11 protein-coding genes and 1 tRNA gene are annotated in these 15,544 nt (G+C 44.7%); all 12 read left to right on the plus strand.

The window, feature by feature from the left end:
* Window position 1: 1 nt before the first annotated feature.
* The 12 genes from CC90_RS0105935 to CC90_RS0105995 all read left to right on the plus strand — a co-directional run bounded on the left by CC90_RS0105935 (window position 2) and on the right by CC90_RS0105995 (window position 15,535).
* A complete protein-coding gene (locus tag CC90_RS0105935; protein ID WP_242843249.1) occupies window positions 2-925 on the plus strand; it encodes a carbohydrate ABC transporter permease in 924 nt (307 codons plus the stop codon).
* Window positions 922-1,884: a carbohydrate ABC transporter permease gene (locus tag CC90_RS0105940; RefSeq protein ID WP_081905887.1), complete on the plus strand. Its 963-nt coding sequence runs from the start codon at window positions 922-924 to the stop codon at window positions 1,882-1,884. Before CC90_RS0105935 ends, CC90_RS0105940 begins: the two co-directional genes overlap by 4 nt.
* Before the next feature lie 14 nt (window positions 1,885-1,898).
* On the plus strand, window positions 1,899-3,845 hold the full coding sequence (locus CC90_RS0105945) for an HlyD family efflux transporter periplasmic adaptor subunit (protein ID WP_031389882.1): 1,947 nt from the start codon (window positions 1,899-1,901) through the stop codon (window positions 3,843-3,845).
* A 48-nt stretch (window positions 3,846-3,893) separates the two neighbouring features.
* Window positions 3,894-4,961: an ABC transporter permease gene (locus tag CC90_RS0105950; protein WP_157837534.1), complete on the plus strand. Its 1,068-nt coding sequence runs from the start codon at window positions 3,894-3,896 to the stop codon at window positions 4,959-4,961.
* Between the two features lie 36 nt (window positions 4,962-4,997).
* Window positions 4,998-7,247, plus strand: a complete 2,250-nt coding sequence (locus CC90_RS0105955) for an ABC transporter substrate-binding protein (protein WP_031389884.1) — start codon at window positions 4,998-5,000, stop codon at window positions 7,245-7,247.
* A 33-nt stretch (window positions 7,248-7,280) separates the two neighbouring features.
* The gene (locus CC90_RS0105960) at window positions 7,281-9,062 is read left to right on the plus strand and encodes a bifunctional homocysteine S-methyltransferase/methylenetetrahydrofolate reductase (protein ID WP_031389885.1); all 1,782 of its coding nucleotides are present in this window, start codon (window positions 7,281-7,283) and stop codon (window positions 9,060-9,062) included.
* Window positions 9,063-9,144: 82 nt separating this feature from the next.
* Window positions 9,145-9,384 (plus strand): HPr family phosphocarrier protein, encoded by a 240-nt coding sequence (locus CC90_RS0105965; protein WP_031389886.1) that lies wholly within the window; start codon window positions 9,145-9,147, stop codon window positions 9,382-9,384.
* 21 nt (window positions 9,385-9,405) lie between these two features.
* Window positions 9,406-9,476, plus strand: a tRNA-Gly gene (locus CC90_RS0105970).
* A gap of 41 nt (window positions 9,477-9,517) precedes the next feature.
* Window positions 9,518-10,807: a sensor domain-containing diguanylate cyclase gene (locus CC90_RS22955; RefSeq protein WP_051869304.1), complete on the plus strand. Its 1,290-nt coding sequence runs from the start codon at window positions 9,518-9,520 to the stop codon at window positions 10,805-10,807.
* Between the two features lie 279 nt (window positions 10,808-11,086).
* On the plus strand, window positions 11,087-11,548 hold the full coding sequence (locus CC90_RS0105985) for a MarR family winged helix-turn-helix transcriptional regulator (RefSeq protein WP_031389889.1): 462 nt from the start codon (window positions 11,087-11,089) through the stop codon (window positions 11,546-11,548).
* The gene (locus CC90_RS0105990; protein WP_031389890.1) at window positions 11,541-13,691 is read left to right on the plus strand and encodes an ABC transporter ATP-binding protein; all 2,151 of its coding nucleotides are present in this window, start codon (window positions 11,541-11,543) and stop codon (window positions 13,689-13,691) included. Before CC90_RS0105985 ends, CC90_RS0105990 begins: the two co-directional genes overlap by 8 nt.
* A complete protein-coding gene (locus tag CC90_RS0105995; protein ID WP_031389891.1) occupies window positions 13,691-15,535 on the plus strand; it encodes an ABC transporter ATP-binding protein in 1,845 nt (614 codons plus the stop codon). Before CC90_RS0105990 ends, CC90_RS0105995 begins: the two co-directional genes overlap by 1 nt.
* Window positions 15,536-15,544 lie beyond the last annotated feature (9 nt).

Consider the following 15,544-nt stretch of genomic DNA (forward strand, 5'->3'; position numbering starts at 1 on the left):
TGTGAAAAAGGAACTAAAAACTCCTAAAAAGGAAAAAATAAAAAGTGCAAATAGCCTGCGTAAAAAGGGCGAAAGAGGAAAACGCATATCCTGCGTTTTCCTATCTCCAAGCATATTAGGTGTATTGGTGTTTTTTGTTGTACCCTTTTTAGTGGTTATTTATTATTCTGTGGTAGACAATCCGATCAATCACAGTTTTGTATTTCTGGATAATTTTAGGAATGTATTTAATAATGGGGCGTTTCGGCAGGCTGCTTTCAACACGATGAAATTTTCGTTGATCGCTGTTCCGCTGGCTGTTGTGCTGGCGCTTGGACTGGCATTGCTTCTCGACAGCAAGATACCATTTCGGAGTCAATTTCGAACGTTTTTCTTAACGCCGATGATGGTGCCCATCGCATCCATCGTTTTAATTTGGCAGGTGCTGTTTCACTATAACGGCATGGTGAACGACGTCATAGGCCTATTCGGAGCGGGTAAAATTGACTGGCTGAAATCGGATTATGCTCAGATTGTTATTATTGTTTTATTTCTATGGAAGAACCTGGGATATAATATGATTTTGTTTATGGCGGCGCTAAGCAGCATACCAAAGGATATTCTCGAGGTAGCGGTATTGGAAAGCGCTAAGCCGAGACAGATCTTCTTTTATATTAAGCTGAGATATTTATCTTCAACGCTATTATTCGTGACCATTATGTCGCTCATCAATTCCTTTAAGGTATTCAGGGAAATCTATCTCTTGACGGGCAGTTATCCTTATAATACGTTATATATGATGCAGCATTTTATGAATAATACGTTCGGGTCGTTAGACTATCAGAAATTGTCGGCAGCGGCTATTATGATGTCCATTGTAATGGTAATTTTGATTGGAATTCTCTTCCTTACGGAAAATTATTTCGGAAAGGATGTGGAAGGATGACGTTTAGAAAAAGTGTGCTGAAGGGGACAGGAACGGCCTTAAGTGACCGCGTATTCATTAAAAAGAAGAAAAAGAGAGATCGAAGGACATTTGAAAAGAGAGCGCTGGCAACGATAATCGCCGCTTTCTTCGCAGTACTTTTTCTTATGCCGATCATACTTACAGTAACGAATTCCTTCATGTCGGCGTCGGAAATATCCTCTAATTACGGACAGGTATTTTCTACCACAGATACCGGAGGAAAGACTTATATTTCAGAAAAGGTAAATTTGAAGTTCATTCCGGACATCGTATCCTTCAGCCAGTATATCACGGTGCTTCTTAAGAGTCCGGATTATTTATTTAAGTTTTGGAATTCCGTCATTTTGGTAGTTCCTATCGTTGGTTTCCAATTGCTGGTGGCAGCCTTGGCTTCGTATGGTTTTACCAGATACAGGAGCAGAATAAAAGAAATAATATTTTTTGTTTATATCATATTGATGCTGATGCCCTATCAGGTTACCCTCGTGCCTAACTATTTGGTGTCAGGCTGGCTGAATATCATTGATACGAGATGGGCGATATGGCTGCCGGGTATTTTTTCTCCATTTGCTGTATATCTGCTGACCAAATTCATGCGCAGGATTCCTACGTCAGTAATAGAAGCGGCGCAGATTGACGGAGCCGGGGAATGGCAGATATTCAGGAGGATATGTATGCCTCTTTGCAAAGGCTGTATGTGCTCTATTGCAATTTTGATTTTTATAGATTATTGGAATATGGTGGAACAACCCCTCATATTGCTTTCGGACGAGGCGATGCACCCGTTATCCGTATTTCTTTCAAAAATCAATGCGGGAGAAATAGGACTGGCATTTGCCGTCGCTACGATATACATGGTACCTACGCTTTTGGTGTTCCTATACGGAGAGGATTATCTGGTAGAGGGGATTACTTATCAGGGCGGAATTAAGGGATAGGAGGAAATATTTTAATGAATGAGAAGTCGAATGCTACAAAAAGAAGGGAATGGGTGAAGAATGCGGCAATTATATTTTTGTCCGTAATGCTTGTGCTGACATTCTTTTCCAATACAATTATGAACTATTCCCTGCCTGAGGTAGCCACGGAGTATGTACAGAGCGGAACGATTACTGCGAAGGTGAGGGGGACGGGAAATTTGGAGGCTACCGATCCCTATAACGTAGTAATTAGTGAAAGCAGGAAAATTGAAAGCGTAAATGTGAAAAATGGAGATACGGTGGAGAAGGATTCCGTGCTCTTTTATTTGGAGGATGTGGACAGCGAGGAGCTGAAAACGGCGCAAAAGGAACTGGATGATTTGCGGCTTGCTTATTTGACCGGTTTGTTTACCGGAGATATAACCAGCGATGTAATAAATAAGGTTGAAAATGGAAAAACAGGAACTTTAGCTTCCTATCAGGCACGGCTGGCAGAAGTTGACAGCAGGCTGACTGCGGCGAAGAATAGACTGACGGCTGCTACAGCGAACCAGCAGAGTGTACAGAGCACCTTAGATAATTTAAATGGGCAAAAGAACTTAAACGAAGCGGTAACGGTGGATACCAGCAACGAAGAAAAGGCGGTGAACTCAGCTCAGACCAATGTAACCAACGCGACGGCGGAGGTAACGCGGATTAAAAATGAGATAACTGAAACACAGGCCAAAATCGATGCTGCCACAGCGCTGCTTGGGACGCTTACTACATCGACAGGTGGGAACGTCAGTCTTCAAGGAGGAATCAAGACTTATCAGGATGCGAAGGATAAGGCAGAGAACGATTTGAAGGCGGCAACCACTCAGCTGCAAAATGCAAAGGCGGTGCTGGATACGGCGATTGCGTCAGGCATTGTGGCCGACATTGAAGCAGCCCAGAAGGCGTATGACGAAATAAAGCTGTATATTTACGATGTTGCCGACAGCCAGTTAAAAGTGGCAACGAGCGAATTGGAAAGTGCAACTGCGACATTAAAGGATTATGATAGTAATAATCAATTGCTGGCATCCCTAAAGTCCTCCTTGGAAGGTGCTCAGAGTGCTTTGAACAGTGCGAATTCCGCATTGGTATCTGCACAGAACGCACTGAACAACAAGAAGTTAGATTCCACGAATACCAGCGCGAAAAACGATTTGAATACACAGCTTGCGACAGCTACCAATAGCAAGACGAAAACAGACACTGAAATAACTAATATCACAGCGGAAATAACTAAGATTCAGGAGGAAAAAAGCACGCTCATCAAAACGTTGACAGCAGAGCTGAATCTCAGTGCGCAAAATACGCAGATAGCTCAGAAGGAAGCCGCAATAGAAAAATTGAAAGAAGAGTCAGTTGGAGCAAATGTAACGGCTCCCGTAGCGGGAACTATTACGTCCGTGAGCCATGTGGCCGGAGAATCAACAAAGCCGGATGAGGTGCTGGCGGTTATTCAGCCTACAGGCAAAGGCTTCACTCTTTCCTTCTCCGCCACTACAGAGCAGGCCAAGAAGCTTTCTGTCGGTGATATTGCGGAGGTACAGAATTCCTGGTACTATGAAGATGTAAAAGCGACGCTGGTATCGATAAAACCGGATCAGACCGATCCGGCGCAGAAGAAGCAGTTAACATTCAATATAGAGGGCGATGTACAGGCTGGTCAGGCATTGAGCCTGGCGGTGGGGCAAAAGAGTGCTAATTATGAACTGGTGGTGCCCAATAGTGCGATTAGGGAGGACAAGAACGGCAAGTTCATCCTAATCGTGGAATCGAAGAGCAGTCCTCTTGGCAACCGTTATATTGCCACGAGAATTGATGTGGAGGTACAGGCTTCCGATGATACGCATACGGCGATTTCTGCAGGGCTTTATGGCTATGAATATGTAATAACGACAGCGACGAAGCCGGTAGAAGCAGGAAAACAGGTTCGCCTGACGGATTAAGTTAACGGAGAGCGCGTAATAACGCGTTGATGGAATATGAAAAAAATCTTGAGAAATTTTACAGTAAAACAAATAATTGTGGTTTCATCTGTGGTACTGTGCCTGCTCATATGGGCGGGCATCAGTATCTTTGCCACGGTGAAAAAGCAGGAGCTTCCAGATCAGAATGCAGCGGCGAGATGGTCGTCACAGAGCGATTCGGCACAGATAAGCTGCTTTTTTACCGCAGGGACAAATGTGGATAAGAACAGCGTCATGAACTTCGAACATTCGCTGGATGGTGTGCTCAAGGAGGCTTCCATAACGGCACCCAGCGAGAATGCAAGGCTGTGGGCGGATGCTTACAGCGCACAGGGCAAGACGACTCTTGTTAATGGGAAAACATCATTAGAGGCAAATGCAGTGGGCATCGGTGGAGATTTCTTTCTGTTTCATCCGGTGCAGCTTATTAACGGTTCATACTTCTCGGGAAGCGATTTAATGCACGATAGGATACTTATCGACGAGGATGCGGCGTGGCAGCTGTTCGGTTCCAACGATGTGACCGGAATGGAGGTAAGGATTGGCGGAACTCCTCACTACGTTGCCGGCGTAATCAAAAGGGCGCAGGGCAGGCTGAACGAAGCGGCGGGACTGGATAAAACTTTAGTTTATATCTCCTATGAAACTATGGAGGAGCAAGGGAGTGTAACGGGAATCGGTACGTATGAAATAGTAATGCCCGACCCGGTCAGCGGATTCGCTTACGCCAAAGTGAAAGAGAAGTTCGGCATTGACGAGGTAGGCATGCAGGTAGTGGAGAATTCGGCGAGATACGGATTCAAATCGTTGTTTACGATAATTGCAGAATTCGGCACGCGTTCCATGAATTCATACGCTATCGGATATCCTTACTGGGAAAATGTGGCTCGCGGCTTGGAGGATATTTTGGCCGTTCTTTTAGTCTTACAGATATTGTTTCTTTTGATTCCGGCTTGTATAATAATTGTAATTATCATTATACTTTGGAAGAGAAAAGAATGGACATGGAGAGACGTATGGCGTGTTCTTACGGATTGGAAGGACAAAATAGCGGAGCGGTTTCGTAAAGAAAAAAGTAAATGGAAATATTTTTAGGAATATGCAATACCATTAATTAAGGAGGAGACGGTTATGAAGAAAATAATCATAGGTTTATTGGCAGGTATAATGGTATTGTCGCTTGCAGCCTGCGGAGGAAGTACGCAGGAGGAAAAGAATTCCAAGGAGCACGTGTATAAGGCGGAAGAGGTTGCCCTGAATGACATAGAGGATAAGAATTCTATCAGTAGTTTTTTCCTGAGGGGAGATAGGCTGTATGTAATCGGATATAACTGGCTGGAAAATGGGAGGGAGACCTATATTGTAAGCCAAAATCTGGATGGCTCCGATCCCGTAATGACAACGATATCCCTTACGGAGAACCAATCCCTGAATTACCTGACGGTAGATGAATCGGGGAATTTCTACGGGGTTATGGATGAATATTTTGAGGATTCCAGCGACCCGGATAATTATGTATTGCAGGATAATTATTATCTGGTCAGGCTGGACACAGAAGGAAAAGAACTGTGGAGACAGCCCTTGCAGGGAGATTCGCAGGATGATTACTATTATGTGAGCTGGATGAAGCTTTTAAATGACGGCCGCATTGCGATTATGGATAGTGCCAGCAGGATTACTCTGTACGATACACAGGGACAGCAGCAAAAGAGCGTAGATATGAAGGAAGAGGAAGGTATGGGAGACGCGATACAGATGGCGGACGGTAATCTCCTGATTCTTTCCTATAGTTCGCAGAATAATAAGTATGGGCTGAGAAGACTTGATGTGGACGCCGGCAAGCTTTCACAGGAAGAGTATTTCCTTCCGGGTCTTTCCTCGTCATACAGCTATTATCCGGGTATAGGCTATGACCTTATGCTCGTGGATAACTATGGTGTCAGTGGGTACAATCTGGGCGACGAGAACGTGACGGAGCTGATGAATTTCATCGATTCCGACATAAACACCTCCTATATTTATAGTTTGGTGGCAGTAAGCGATAAGGAATTTTACGGTACGATAAACGACAACCTTACGGGAAGTACTATGTTGATGAAGTTCACTAAGGTGGACCCTAAGGATGTGATGGATAAAAAGGTTCTGACGTTAGCCTGCAACGGTCTTAATTGGGATGTCCGCAATCAGATTGTGCAGTTCAATAAAACGAACCAACAGTATCGCATTCGGATAACGGATTATACCCAGTATAATACGGACGAGGACTACACCAGAGGCGTTACCAAGCTAAATACCGATATCGCCTCCGGCAATGTGCCGGATATCCTCATACTGGATACGAACCTTCCGGTGGAAAGCTACATTTCTAAAGGACTGTTCGAAGATTTGTATCCGTATATTGATAAGGATGAGGAATTAAAACGCGACAATTATTTCCAGAACGTACTTACCGCATATGAAACAAATGGCAAGCTGTACCAGATGGTGCCGAGCTTCACGATTTTTACTGTGGTAGGAAAGACGGCGGATGTAGGAGCAGAACCGGGCTGGACCATGGAAGACTTGAATGCGCTTATGGCGACGAAGCCCGAAGGAACACAAGTGTTTGCCGGAGAGATTAGAGGAAGCGTGCTGAATTACAGCATTCAATTGGCAGGAGGTCAGTTCATCGACTGGAAGACCGGTGAGTGCAAGTTCAATTCTGATGCTTTTATTTCCTTACTGGAGTTCTTAAAGCAATTTCCCGAGCAATATGACGACTCCTATTACACGGACGAATATTGGAGAAGCTATGACAGCATGTGGAGAAACGGAGAGGTGCTGTTAAACGTTTCCTATATGGATGGATTTTCCAGTTACAATTATATGAAAAAAGGAACTTATGGAGAGGATATCACCCTTATAGGTTTCCCTTCAGCGGACGGGAAGGGCTCGGCAATCATGCCGAATATGGACATCGTCATGTCGTCGAAATCGAAGAACAAGGACGGCGTATGGCAGTTTATGAGATATTTCCTGACCGATGACTATCAAAATACTATTGAATATGGCTGGCCGCTTAGCTTGAAGCGCATCGATGCGTTGTCCGAGAAGGCGAAGAAGAAGCAAAGCTATGAGGATGAAAATGGAAAAATTGTGGAGTACGATCAGACCTATATCGTAGGAGGTATGGAAATGCCGATTACGCCTATGACGCAGGAAGAAATCGATGAAGTGCTGGCAGTTGTAAAGACGATAGATAAGCCATACTCCTACGATCAGAATCTTATCAACATTATTTCCGAGGAGACTGCTCCTTATTTTGCAGGGCAAAAGAACGCTAAGGAAGTAGCGGACATCATCCAAAGCAGAGTACAGATATATGTAAATGAAAATAGATAATCGATTATTATAAATATACCGCGGAGAAAAGACATGAAGATTCAACAATACTTGCAGAATGAGAAAATAATATGCGATGGGGCTTTCGGGACCTATTTCTCGGCCATTACGGAGGAGGAGATGCTTCCGGAGAAGGCTAATATAATGCGTCCTGAGCTTGTAAAAAGGATACACGCAAGCTATTTGGAGGCAGGAGCAGTCCTTATCAGGACCAATACCTTCGCCTCCAATAGAGTTAGTCTTCAGTGCGGCGAATCAGACGTGAAGGAAAATATTCGCTGCGCTTGGAGAAATGCTTTAGAGGCTGTTTCTGTGAGCGGAAGGACGCTGGGAGAAGATTGCTTTCTGGCGGGCGACATCGGCCCCATTCCTATGGATTCAGGGACTCCGGAGGAGGATATTTTCCGGGAATACAAGCTTATTTGTGACACATTTTTATCCGAGGGTGCGGATATTCTTTTATTTGAGACCTTTTCAGATTTGGATCGGATACTTCCCGTTATCGAGGCGGTAAAGAAGGAACGGGAGGTATTCGTTATCGTGCAGTTCTGCGTGAATCAGCACGGCTACAGCAACGCGGGAATCAGCGCAGGAAGATTGCTGCGGGAAGCAGGAGAAGCGGTACAAATAGACGCAGTAGGACTCAACTGCGGCGTCGGTCCTGGACACCTGTATACGATTTTGGATAAAATAGAGTTTCCCGAAGGCAAATATATTACGGCATTGCCCAACGCAGGCTATCCTAAGCTCATAAAGAATCGTATGATATTCAGGGATAATGCGGAATATTTCTCCCGTAAGATGAAGGATGTTTCTCTAAGAGGTGTGGATATTCTGGGGGGCTGCTGCGGTACGACTCCGGAATATATAAGCCTGTTAAAGGAAGCTGTGGACCTTCGTCAGGTGAAAAAGGAAGCGGCGGGTCATAGAGCGGAAGAAGTGAAAATACAGCCGGGGAACAGCAGCTTCTGGAAAGAGAAAGGAAAAGGGGAAAAACTAATTGCGGTAGAGATTTCTCCCCCGCCGGGAGCAGACGATGAAAAGGTGATGGAGGCTGCCTTTTTCTTGAAAGAGCATAAGGTGGATGTGATTACGTTTCCTGACTCTCCATCCGGCAGAACCCGTGCGGATTCCATACTCATGAGTATGAAGGTGGCGCAGGAAACAGGACTTTGCGTGATGCCCCATATATGCTGCAGGGATAAGAATGCAATTGCTATGCGCTCACAGCTTCTTGGCGCTTATATAAATGGAATAAGGAACATGCTAGTGATTACAGGGGATCCGGTGCCGACCTTAATCCGGCAGGAGGTAAAGAGTGTGTTCAATTTTGATTCCGTAGGGCTTATGAAAATTGTCAGCGAGTTGAATCAGGAGGAATTTGCGAAGGACCCGGTGACATTTGGAGGGGCATTGAATCACAATAGGCCGAATCTGGAAGTGGAAGTAGGAAGGGTGAAAAAGAAGATGGCGCAGGGAGCCGGATTCTTTCTGACCCAACCCGTATTTACCCTTGAGGAAGCGAAGAAGCTCCGCTATGTTAAGGAGCAGACAGAAGCAAAGATTCTTTGCGGTATCATGCCTTTGGTAAGTCTTAGAAATGCCCAGTTCATCAAAAACGAGATGGCAGGAATCAATGTGACGGAGGAGGTCATTGCCCGCTTCCTTCCGGAAATGACAAGAGAAGAAGGGGAGAGGACCGGCGTGGAAATAGCGAAAGAGGTTATCGGTTTTACGGAGGATTTCGTAGACGGATATTATTTTTCCATACCCTTTAACAGAGTATATCTGGTAGAAAAGATTTTTCAAAAATAGGGCTGTACAAAATGTATTTTGGCGAGTACAATAGTACTGTTGTAGGAAGTGAAAGAATAGGATTAGAAGAGAGGTCGTTTGGATGAAAAGCTTTAAGATCAGACTGCAGTCCATCGAAGAGGTTAAGAAGTTTGTCAGCATTATGGCGCAGTTTAACGGCTATTTCGATCTGGTTTCCGGGAAATATATCGTGGATGCGAAGTCGGTGATGGGAATCTTCAGTATGGATTTGTCCAAGGCCTTGGAGCTTCGTATACTGGAGACGAACGAGCAGGAAAGTGCGATTCAGGATGCGCTGAAACATTATATAGTGAATGAGTGAACAACGCTCATGTAATGCTTTGCAGATATGGTTCATCGGTAGAACGCCGGCTTCCCAAGCCGGAGAGACGGGTTCGACTCCCGCTATCTGCTTTTTTATTATCCAAAGATAAAAGCGCTTGCGGAGAAGAATTATGGGGAAAAAAAGTGTATATGTTTCGATGTTAGGTATATCGGCATTGCCTTTATTGATTTTAGGCGTGTTGGTGTCTGTGTTTAGTTCTTTGCGAATCGTTTCCACGATACATAGCGAGGAGGGAAATGAGCTTCGGGGTCTGGGAGTTTCTATTGTCACGATGTACGATGAACTTTATCCCGGCGATTACCGTTTTTCGAATGAGGAAAACGGTTTTTTGATGAAAGGGAACCATCCGGTTAATGGAGACTATGAGATTATCTACAGACTGAAAGAAGAGCTTGGTGTGGATATTACCCTTTTTTATATGGATACGAGGATTGTTACGACGATAAAGGATAGGGACGGGAATTCTATCGTTGGGACAAAAGCAGATGAAAGAGTAGTGGAGGACGTCCTCAAGAAAGGCAAGGAGCAATTTTATACGGGCATAGAAATCGGAGGCACTCCTTATTTTGCCTATTATGCGCCGATTTATAATAAAAGCGGCGGACCGGTCGGAATGATATTCGTGGCAAAGTCTCTGAGGGAAATCCGCAATCACATAATGGAAATGGTAACGCCCATCGTACTTCTTACGGCAGTCTTTATGATAGTCATGGGCTATGTGAGCATTAGCTATTCCGGCAAGATGGTGAGAGGCTTCCGGAAAATAGAGAACTTTCTTTACAGGGTATCCGAAGGCGATTTAATGTCTTCCATGGATGCCTCCATTCTCGTAAGAAGAGATGAGATGGGAGAGATGGCGAGGCATATCGTAGCCATGCAGAAATCCTTCAAAGATCTGGTGGAGAAGGACATCCTGACGGGACTCGATAACAGAAGATGCGGAGAGAAGGCGTTAGAGCGACTTCATAGGAGCGCATTAGAGGAAAACGGTAAATTTGTAGTGGTATTAGGCGATATAGACCTTTTTAAGAAGATGAACGATCAGCACGGACATCCCGGCGGCGATGCGGTGCTAAAGGCGATAGCATGCCTGCTCCAAAAAAATGTGGAAGGAAAAGGAAGCGTTGCAAGATGGGGCGGCGAAGAATTTTTGCTGTTATATGAGAATATGGATTTGCCATCGGCCTTGAAAGCGCTGGAATGTTTGCTTAAGGAGATTAGGGAAACAATGGTGAATTACAAGGGAAATGAGATTCACGTAACGATGACCTTTGGTGTGGTGGAAGGAAGCACAGAGGAGATACATACGCTGCTTAAGGCTGCGGACGACAGACTTTATTTCGGGAAGGAGCACGGAAGGAACTGTATTATTTACGATATGGGGGAAGAGAATGAATAAGGGTGTTCGGTTTTTGGAGGACACATGTCTATAAACATGATAAAAAGGTTGCTTACAGGGAAGGATATAAGAGCTTGAAAAAACGGATGGCTCATATCCTTCTCTTTATTATTTTCATTTATAATTATTTAATATTTTTTTTATTGAATAGCATCGTAAATAATAGTATTATGTTAAATGCTAAATACATAACGAGGTTAAGAATTGCTTGTGTTAAGTATTTGCAGTTTATAGAGTGAGGGCAAGGTCTTCAGACTTTGAAAGGGGTGCAGTTATAAAATGAATCTGAATAAAATGCAGGAGGACTTATTAAAAACGGCGAATCGGTTTCGGAAGATGAAATACGAATTCCTTTTTCACGATATTTCCAAGAGAGAATTCGAAATGCTGATGGTGATGGAACACTTTTCGAGGGAAAATGATGACAGAAAAGGAATATACGTATGGGAGTTGGCAAAGGCTCTTCATATATCCTCTCCGGCAGTATCGAAAATGATAAGAGCGCTGGAGGAACGGGGATATGCAGGGCGCGATGTGGATAAGGCGGACAGAAGGAATACCTACGTATATGTGACCGATAAAGGAAAGGAAGCTCAAAGGAAGAGTAAGGAAAAGATGGACGAAGTCATGCGCAAAGTCGTGATACGTATGGGCGAAAAGAATATGAAAGAATTTATCGTATTATGCAATTTGTTAGAGGATATTATGGAAGAGGAGTTAAAAGGAGACAGTCATGTTTAAAATATTAAAATATTTAAGCGAGTCTAAAGCATCAGTAGCGGTAATTATAGCTCTTTTGGTGCTGCAGGCATACTGTGATCTGACCCTGCCCCAGTATACGGCGGATATCGTAGACGTGGGGATAAGCCAGGGAGGTATCGATCATGTGGCGCCCGATGAAATAAGGGAAGAAACTTTGGAAAACATAAGTCTGTTCATGCCTGAGAACGAGGCAGAGTTCATGATGTCTTCCTACAGTGTGAAAGAAGATGGAAATTATGAGCTGAATACGGCGGATGTTCAGACGGTGGAGACGCTGGATGAGAGCATGGCGGTGCCGATGGCGATGTTAACGGCACTTTCCCAATCGAAAGAAATGGATATCGACACGCTGAAGACTATGATAGAAGGCGGCATGATGACGAAGGAGCAGGTACTGGATTACCGGAGCAAAGCAATGGAAGCCTATGAGGACATGGGAGATGCTGCCGTTTCACAGATGGCAGTGAATTTCGTGAAGGCGGAATATGAGGCCATGGGCTTGGACAGTGCTTCTATACAGACACATTATCTGCTGAACAAGGGAGGAAGGATGCTCGGACTTTCCGTAGTGATGATGATTACGGCAATTTTATCCAGCCTTCTCGCATCCAGAGTCTCAGCGAAAATAGGAATGACGCTGAGAGGAAGAGTATTTCATAAAGTTGTTTCCTTCTCTAATACGGAAATGGAGAAGTTCTCTACGGCTTCCCTGATTACGAGAAGCACGAACGATATTCAACAGGTACAGATGGTTTCCGTCATGTTACTGCGTATGGTGATGTACGCTCCAATCATAGGAATCGGCGGCGTGATCAAGGTTGCGAGTACGAGAACCGGTATGGGCTGGATTATCGGAGCGGCGGTAGCGGCTATTACCGTGCTGGTGTCAGTACTTATGGTTGTGGCTATGCCTAAGTTCAAGATCATGCAGACACTTATTGATAGATTGAATCTCGTTTCCAGAGAAATACTTACAGGTATTCCGGTTATTCGCGCGTTCGGCAGGGAGGAGTTCGAGGAGGAGCGCTTCGATGAAGCTAATGTGAAGCTCATGAAAAACCAGTTGTTCACCAATCGGGTCATGACCTTTATGATGCCTCTTATGATGTTAATTATGAACGGAATTACTGTTACGATCGTCTGGTTCGGAGCACAGGGCATCGATATGGGCAACCTTCAGGTGGGTGATTTGCTCGCATTTATTACTTATACGATGCAGATCGTTATGGCGTTTTTGATGATAACGATAATTTCTGTCATGCTTCCCCGTGCGGGAGTGGCTGCAGAGCGTATTGAAGAGGTTATTCATACGGAAGCGGCAATTCACGATAAGGAAGAGGTGAAGGATGAGGAAACCGGAGAATTAAAGGGCAGGCTTTCCTTTGAAAATGTATCCTTTAAGTATCCGGGAGCGGATGAGGATGCTCTTTCTAACATCGATTTTACGGCGGAACCGGGTAAAACTACTGCGATTATTGGAAGCACCGGCTGCGGCAAATCTACGCTGATCAATCTCGTTCCGCGGTTTTATGATGTGACGGAGGGAAGAATTACGATAGACGGTATAGACATCAGAGATTTATCCCAGCATAAACTAAGGAGTCAGCTAGGTTATGTTCCGCAAAGGGGTGTGCTTTTTTCTGGGGATATTGAATCAAATATTAAGTTTGCGGGAGATACCATAACCGACGAAGAAATGGTAGAAGCGGCCAGAATCTCACAGGCCCAGGAGTTTATAGACAGTAAGCCGGAGACTTATAAGAGCGAGATTTCTCAAGGCGGAACTAACGTATCGGGAGGACAGAAGCAAAGATTGTCCATTGCCAGAGCAATCGTAAAGCGCCCGAAAATTTGTCTTTTCGACGATAGTTTTTCGGCTCTGGATTATAAGACGGATGTGGTGCTTAGGAAGGCGCTGCACGAGAAACTGACGGAGACGACAGTCATCATCGTGGCGCAGCGGATCAGTACAATACTGCATGCGGATCAGATTATCGTATTGGACGACGGAAAAATAGTGGGAATCGGGACCCATGAGAAATTACTGAATTCCTGCGAGACATATCGGGAAATCGCCAAGGCGCAGTTGTCCGAAGCAGAGTTGAGAGGAGGGGCCTTGTAATGAGCGAGAATAATTCAAAACCTCAAAGAGGGATGCATGGTCCCGGCGGCGGGATGATGCCGGGAGAAAAGGCGAAGGACTTTAAAGGAACTACCCGGAAGATTTTGCAGTATATGGGAGCCTATAAATATGGATTGCTGGCAGTTATGATTTTCGCTATAGGAGGTACTGCATTCAATATTATAGGACCTAAAATAACGAGTAAGGCGATAACGGAAATTTTTAACGGTGTAATGGCAAAGGTTGCAGGAACGGGAGGGATCGATTTCGAGAAAATTGCCCGTATTTTGCTTTTGTTACTAGGGCTTTATGCGATCAGTGCATTGCTGTCGTTCATACAGGGGCTGATCATGACGGGGATTTCCCAGAAGCTGAGTTATCGGTTCCGAAAAGAAATTTCCCAGAAAATTGACCGTATGCCCATGGAATATTTCGAATCTAAGACAGTGGGAGAGGTATTATCGAGAATTACTAACGATGTGGATACCTTGGGACAGAGTTTGAACCAGAGCGTAACACAGCTCATTACCTCAGTAACGACGATTATCGGTATTCTCATTATGATGCTCAGCATCAGCCCTGTTATGACGTTGATTGCTTTTGTCATTCTTCCGGTGTCTGGAGCGTTCATCGGGGCAGTAGTGAAATTTTCGCAAAAATATTTTGTGGCGCAGCAGAAATACCTGGGCAAGATCAACGGGCAGGTGGAAGAAATATATAGCGGTCACAATATTGTGAAGGCCTTCAACCGGGAGGAACAGGCGCTGAAAGAATTCAATGAAACTAACACTGTTTTGTATCAGTCAGCTTGGAAATCCCAGTTCTTTTCCGGTATGATGCAGCCTATTATGAATTTCGTGGGAAATCTGGGATACGTAGCGGTGGCAGTGAGCGGAAGCTTGCTGGTAGTAAAGGGAACCATTGAAATCGGAGATATTCAGGCGTTCATACAATATGTAAGGAATTTCACACAGCCGATTACGCAGGTGGCACAGGTATCTAACATGCTTCAGTCTATGGCGGCGGCAGCGGAAAGGGTATTTGAGTTCTTAGGAGAAGAAGAGGAAGAGCAGCAAAAGGGAAATATTGCAAGCCTTGAGAACGTAGAGGGCAGCGTAAGCTTTGAGCATGTACGCTTTGGCTATAAGCCGGATAAAATCATTATCCATGATTTCAGCAGCGAGATAAAATCGGGGCAGAAGGTGGCGATTGTAGGGCCCACGGGAGCAGGGAAGACGACGATGGTTAAACTTCTGATGCGCTTTTATGATGTGAATGGCGGAAAGATACGCGTAGATGGTCAGGATATAAAGGAAATTGAAAGAAGCGAGCTGAGAAAAGCCTTTGGCATGGTACTTCAGGATACGTGGCTGTTTAAAGGAACGATTATGGAGAATATCCGGTACGGCAGACTGGATGCTACGGACGAGGAGGTCATTGCGGCAGCGAAAGCAGCTCATGCTCATCATTTTGTCCAGACTTTGCCCGGTGGTTATGATATGGAACTTAACGAGGAAGCCAGCAACGTATCACAGGGACAAAAGCAGCTTCTTACGATTGCAAGAGCAATCCTTGCAAATAATAAAATTATGATTCTGGATGAGGCCACAAGTTCTGTGGATATGAGAACGGAGGCGCGAATCCAGAAAGCGATGAACAACCTGATGAAGGGAAGAACCAGCTTTGTTATCGCTCACCGCTTATCGACAATACGGGATGCGGATGTGATATTGGTAATGAAGGACGGCGATATCGTCGAGCAGGGTAACCACGAGGAGCTATTGGAAAAGAACGGCTTTTATTCGGAATTGTATAAATCTCAGTTCGAGGAGATAACGGCATAATAAATGAAA

This window comes from Kineothrix alysoides (genome assembly GCF_000732725.1).
Lineage (GTDB): Bacteria > Bacillota > Clostridia > Lachnospirales > Lachnospiraceae > Kineothrix > Kineothrix alysoides.

What these genes read in the sequence shown, in the direction of transcription:
- CC90_RS0105985 (WP_031389889.1), top strand. Translation starts at nt 11,087, where the DNA reads ATGAATCTGAATAAAATGCAGGAGGACTTATTAAAAACGGCGAATCGG.
- CC90_RS0105955 (WP_031389884.1), top strand. Translation starts at nt 4,998, where the DNA reads ATGAAGAAAATAATCATAGGTTTATTGGCAGGTATAATGGTATTGTCG.
- CC90_RS0105965 (WP_031389886.1), top strand. Translation starts at nt 9,145, where the DNA reads ATGAAAAGCTTTAAGATCAGACTGCAGTCCATCGAAGAGGTTAAGAAG.
- CC90_RS0105995 (WP_031389891.1), top strand. Translation starts at nt 13,691, where the DNA reads ATGAGCGAGAATAATTCAAAACCTCAAAGAGGGATGCATGGTCCCGGC.
- CC90_RS0105990 (WP_031389890.1), top strand. Translation starts at nt 11,541, where the DNA reads ATGTTTAAAATATTAAAATATTTAAGCGAGTCTAAAGCATCAGTAGCG.
- CC90_RS22955 (WP_051869304.1), top strand. Translation starts at nt 9,518, where the DNA reads ATGGGGAAAAAAAGTGTATATGTTTCGATGTTAGGTATATCGGCATTG.
- CC90_RS0105940 (WP_081905887.1), top strand. Translation starts at nt 922, where the DNA reads ATGACGTTTAGAAAAAGTGTGCTGAAGGGGACAGGAACGGCCTTAAGT.
- CC90_RS0105945 (WP_031389882.1), top strand. Translation starts at nt 1,899, where the DNA reads ATGAATGAGAAGTCGAATGCTACAAAAAGAAGGGAATGGGTGAAGAAT.
- CC90_RS0105960 (WP_031389885.1), top strand. Translation starts at nt 7,281, where the DNA reads ATGAAGATTCAACAATACTTGCAGAATGAGAAAATAATATGCGATGGG.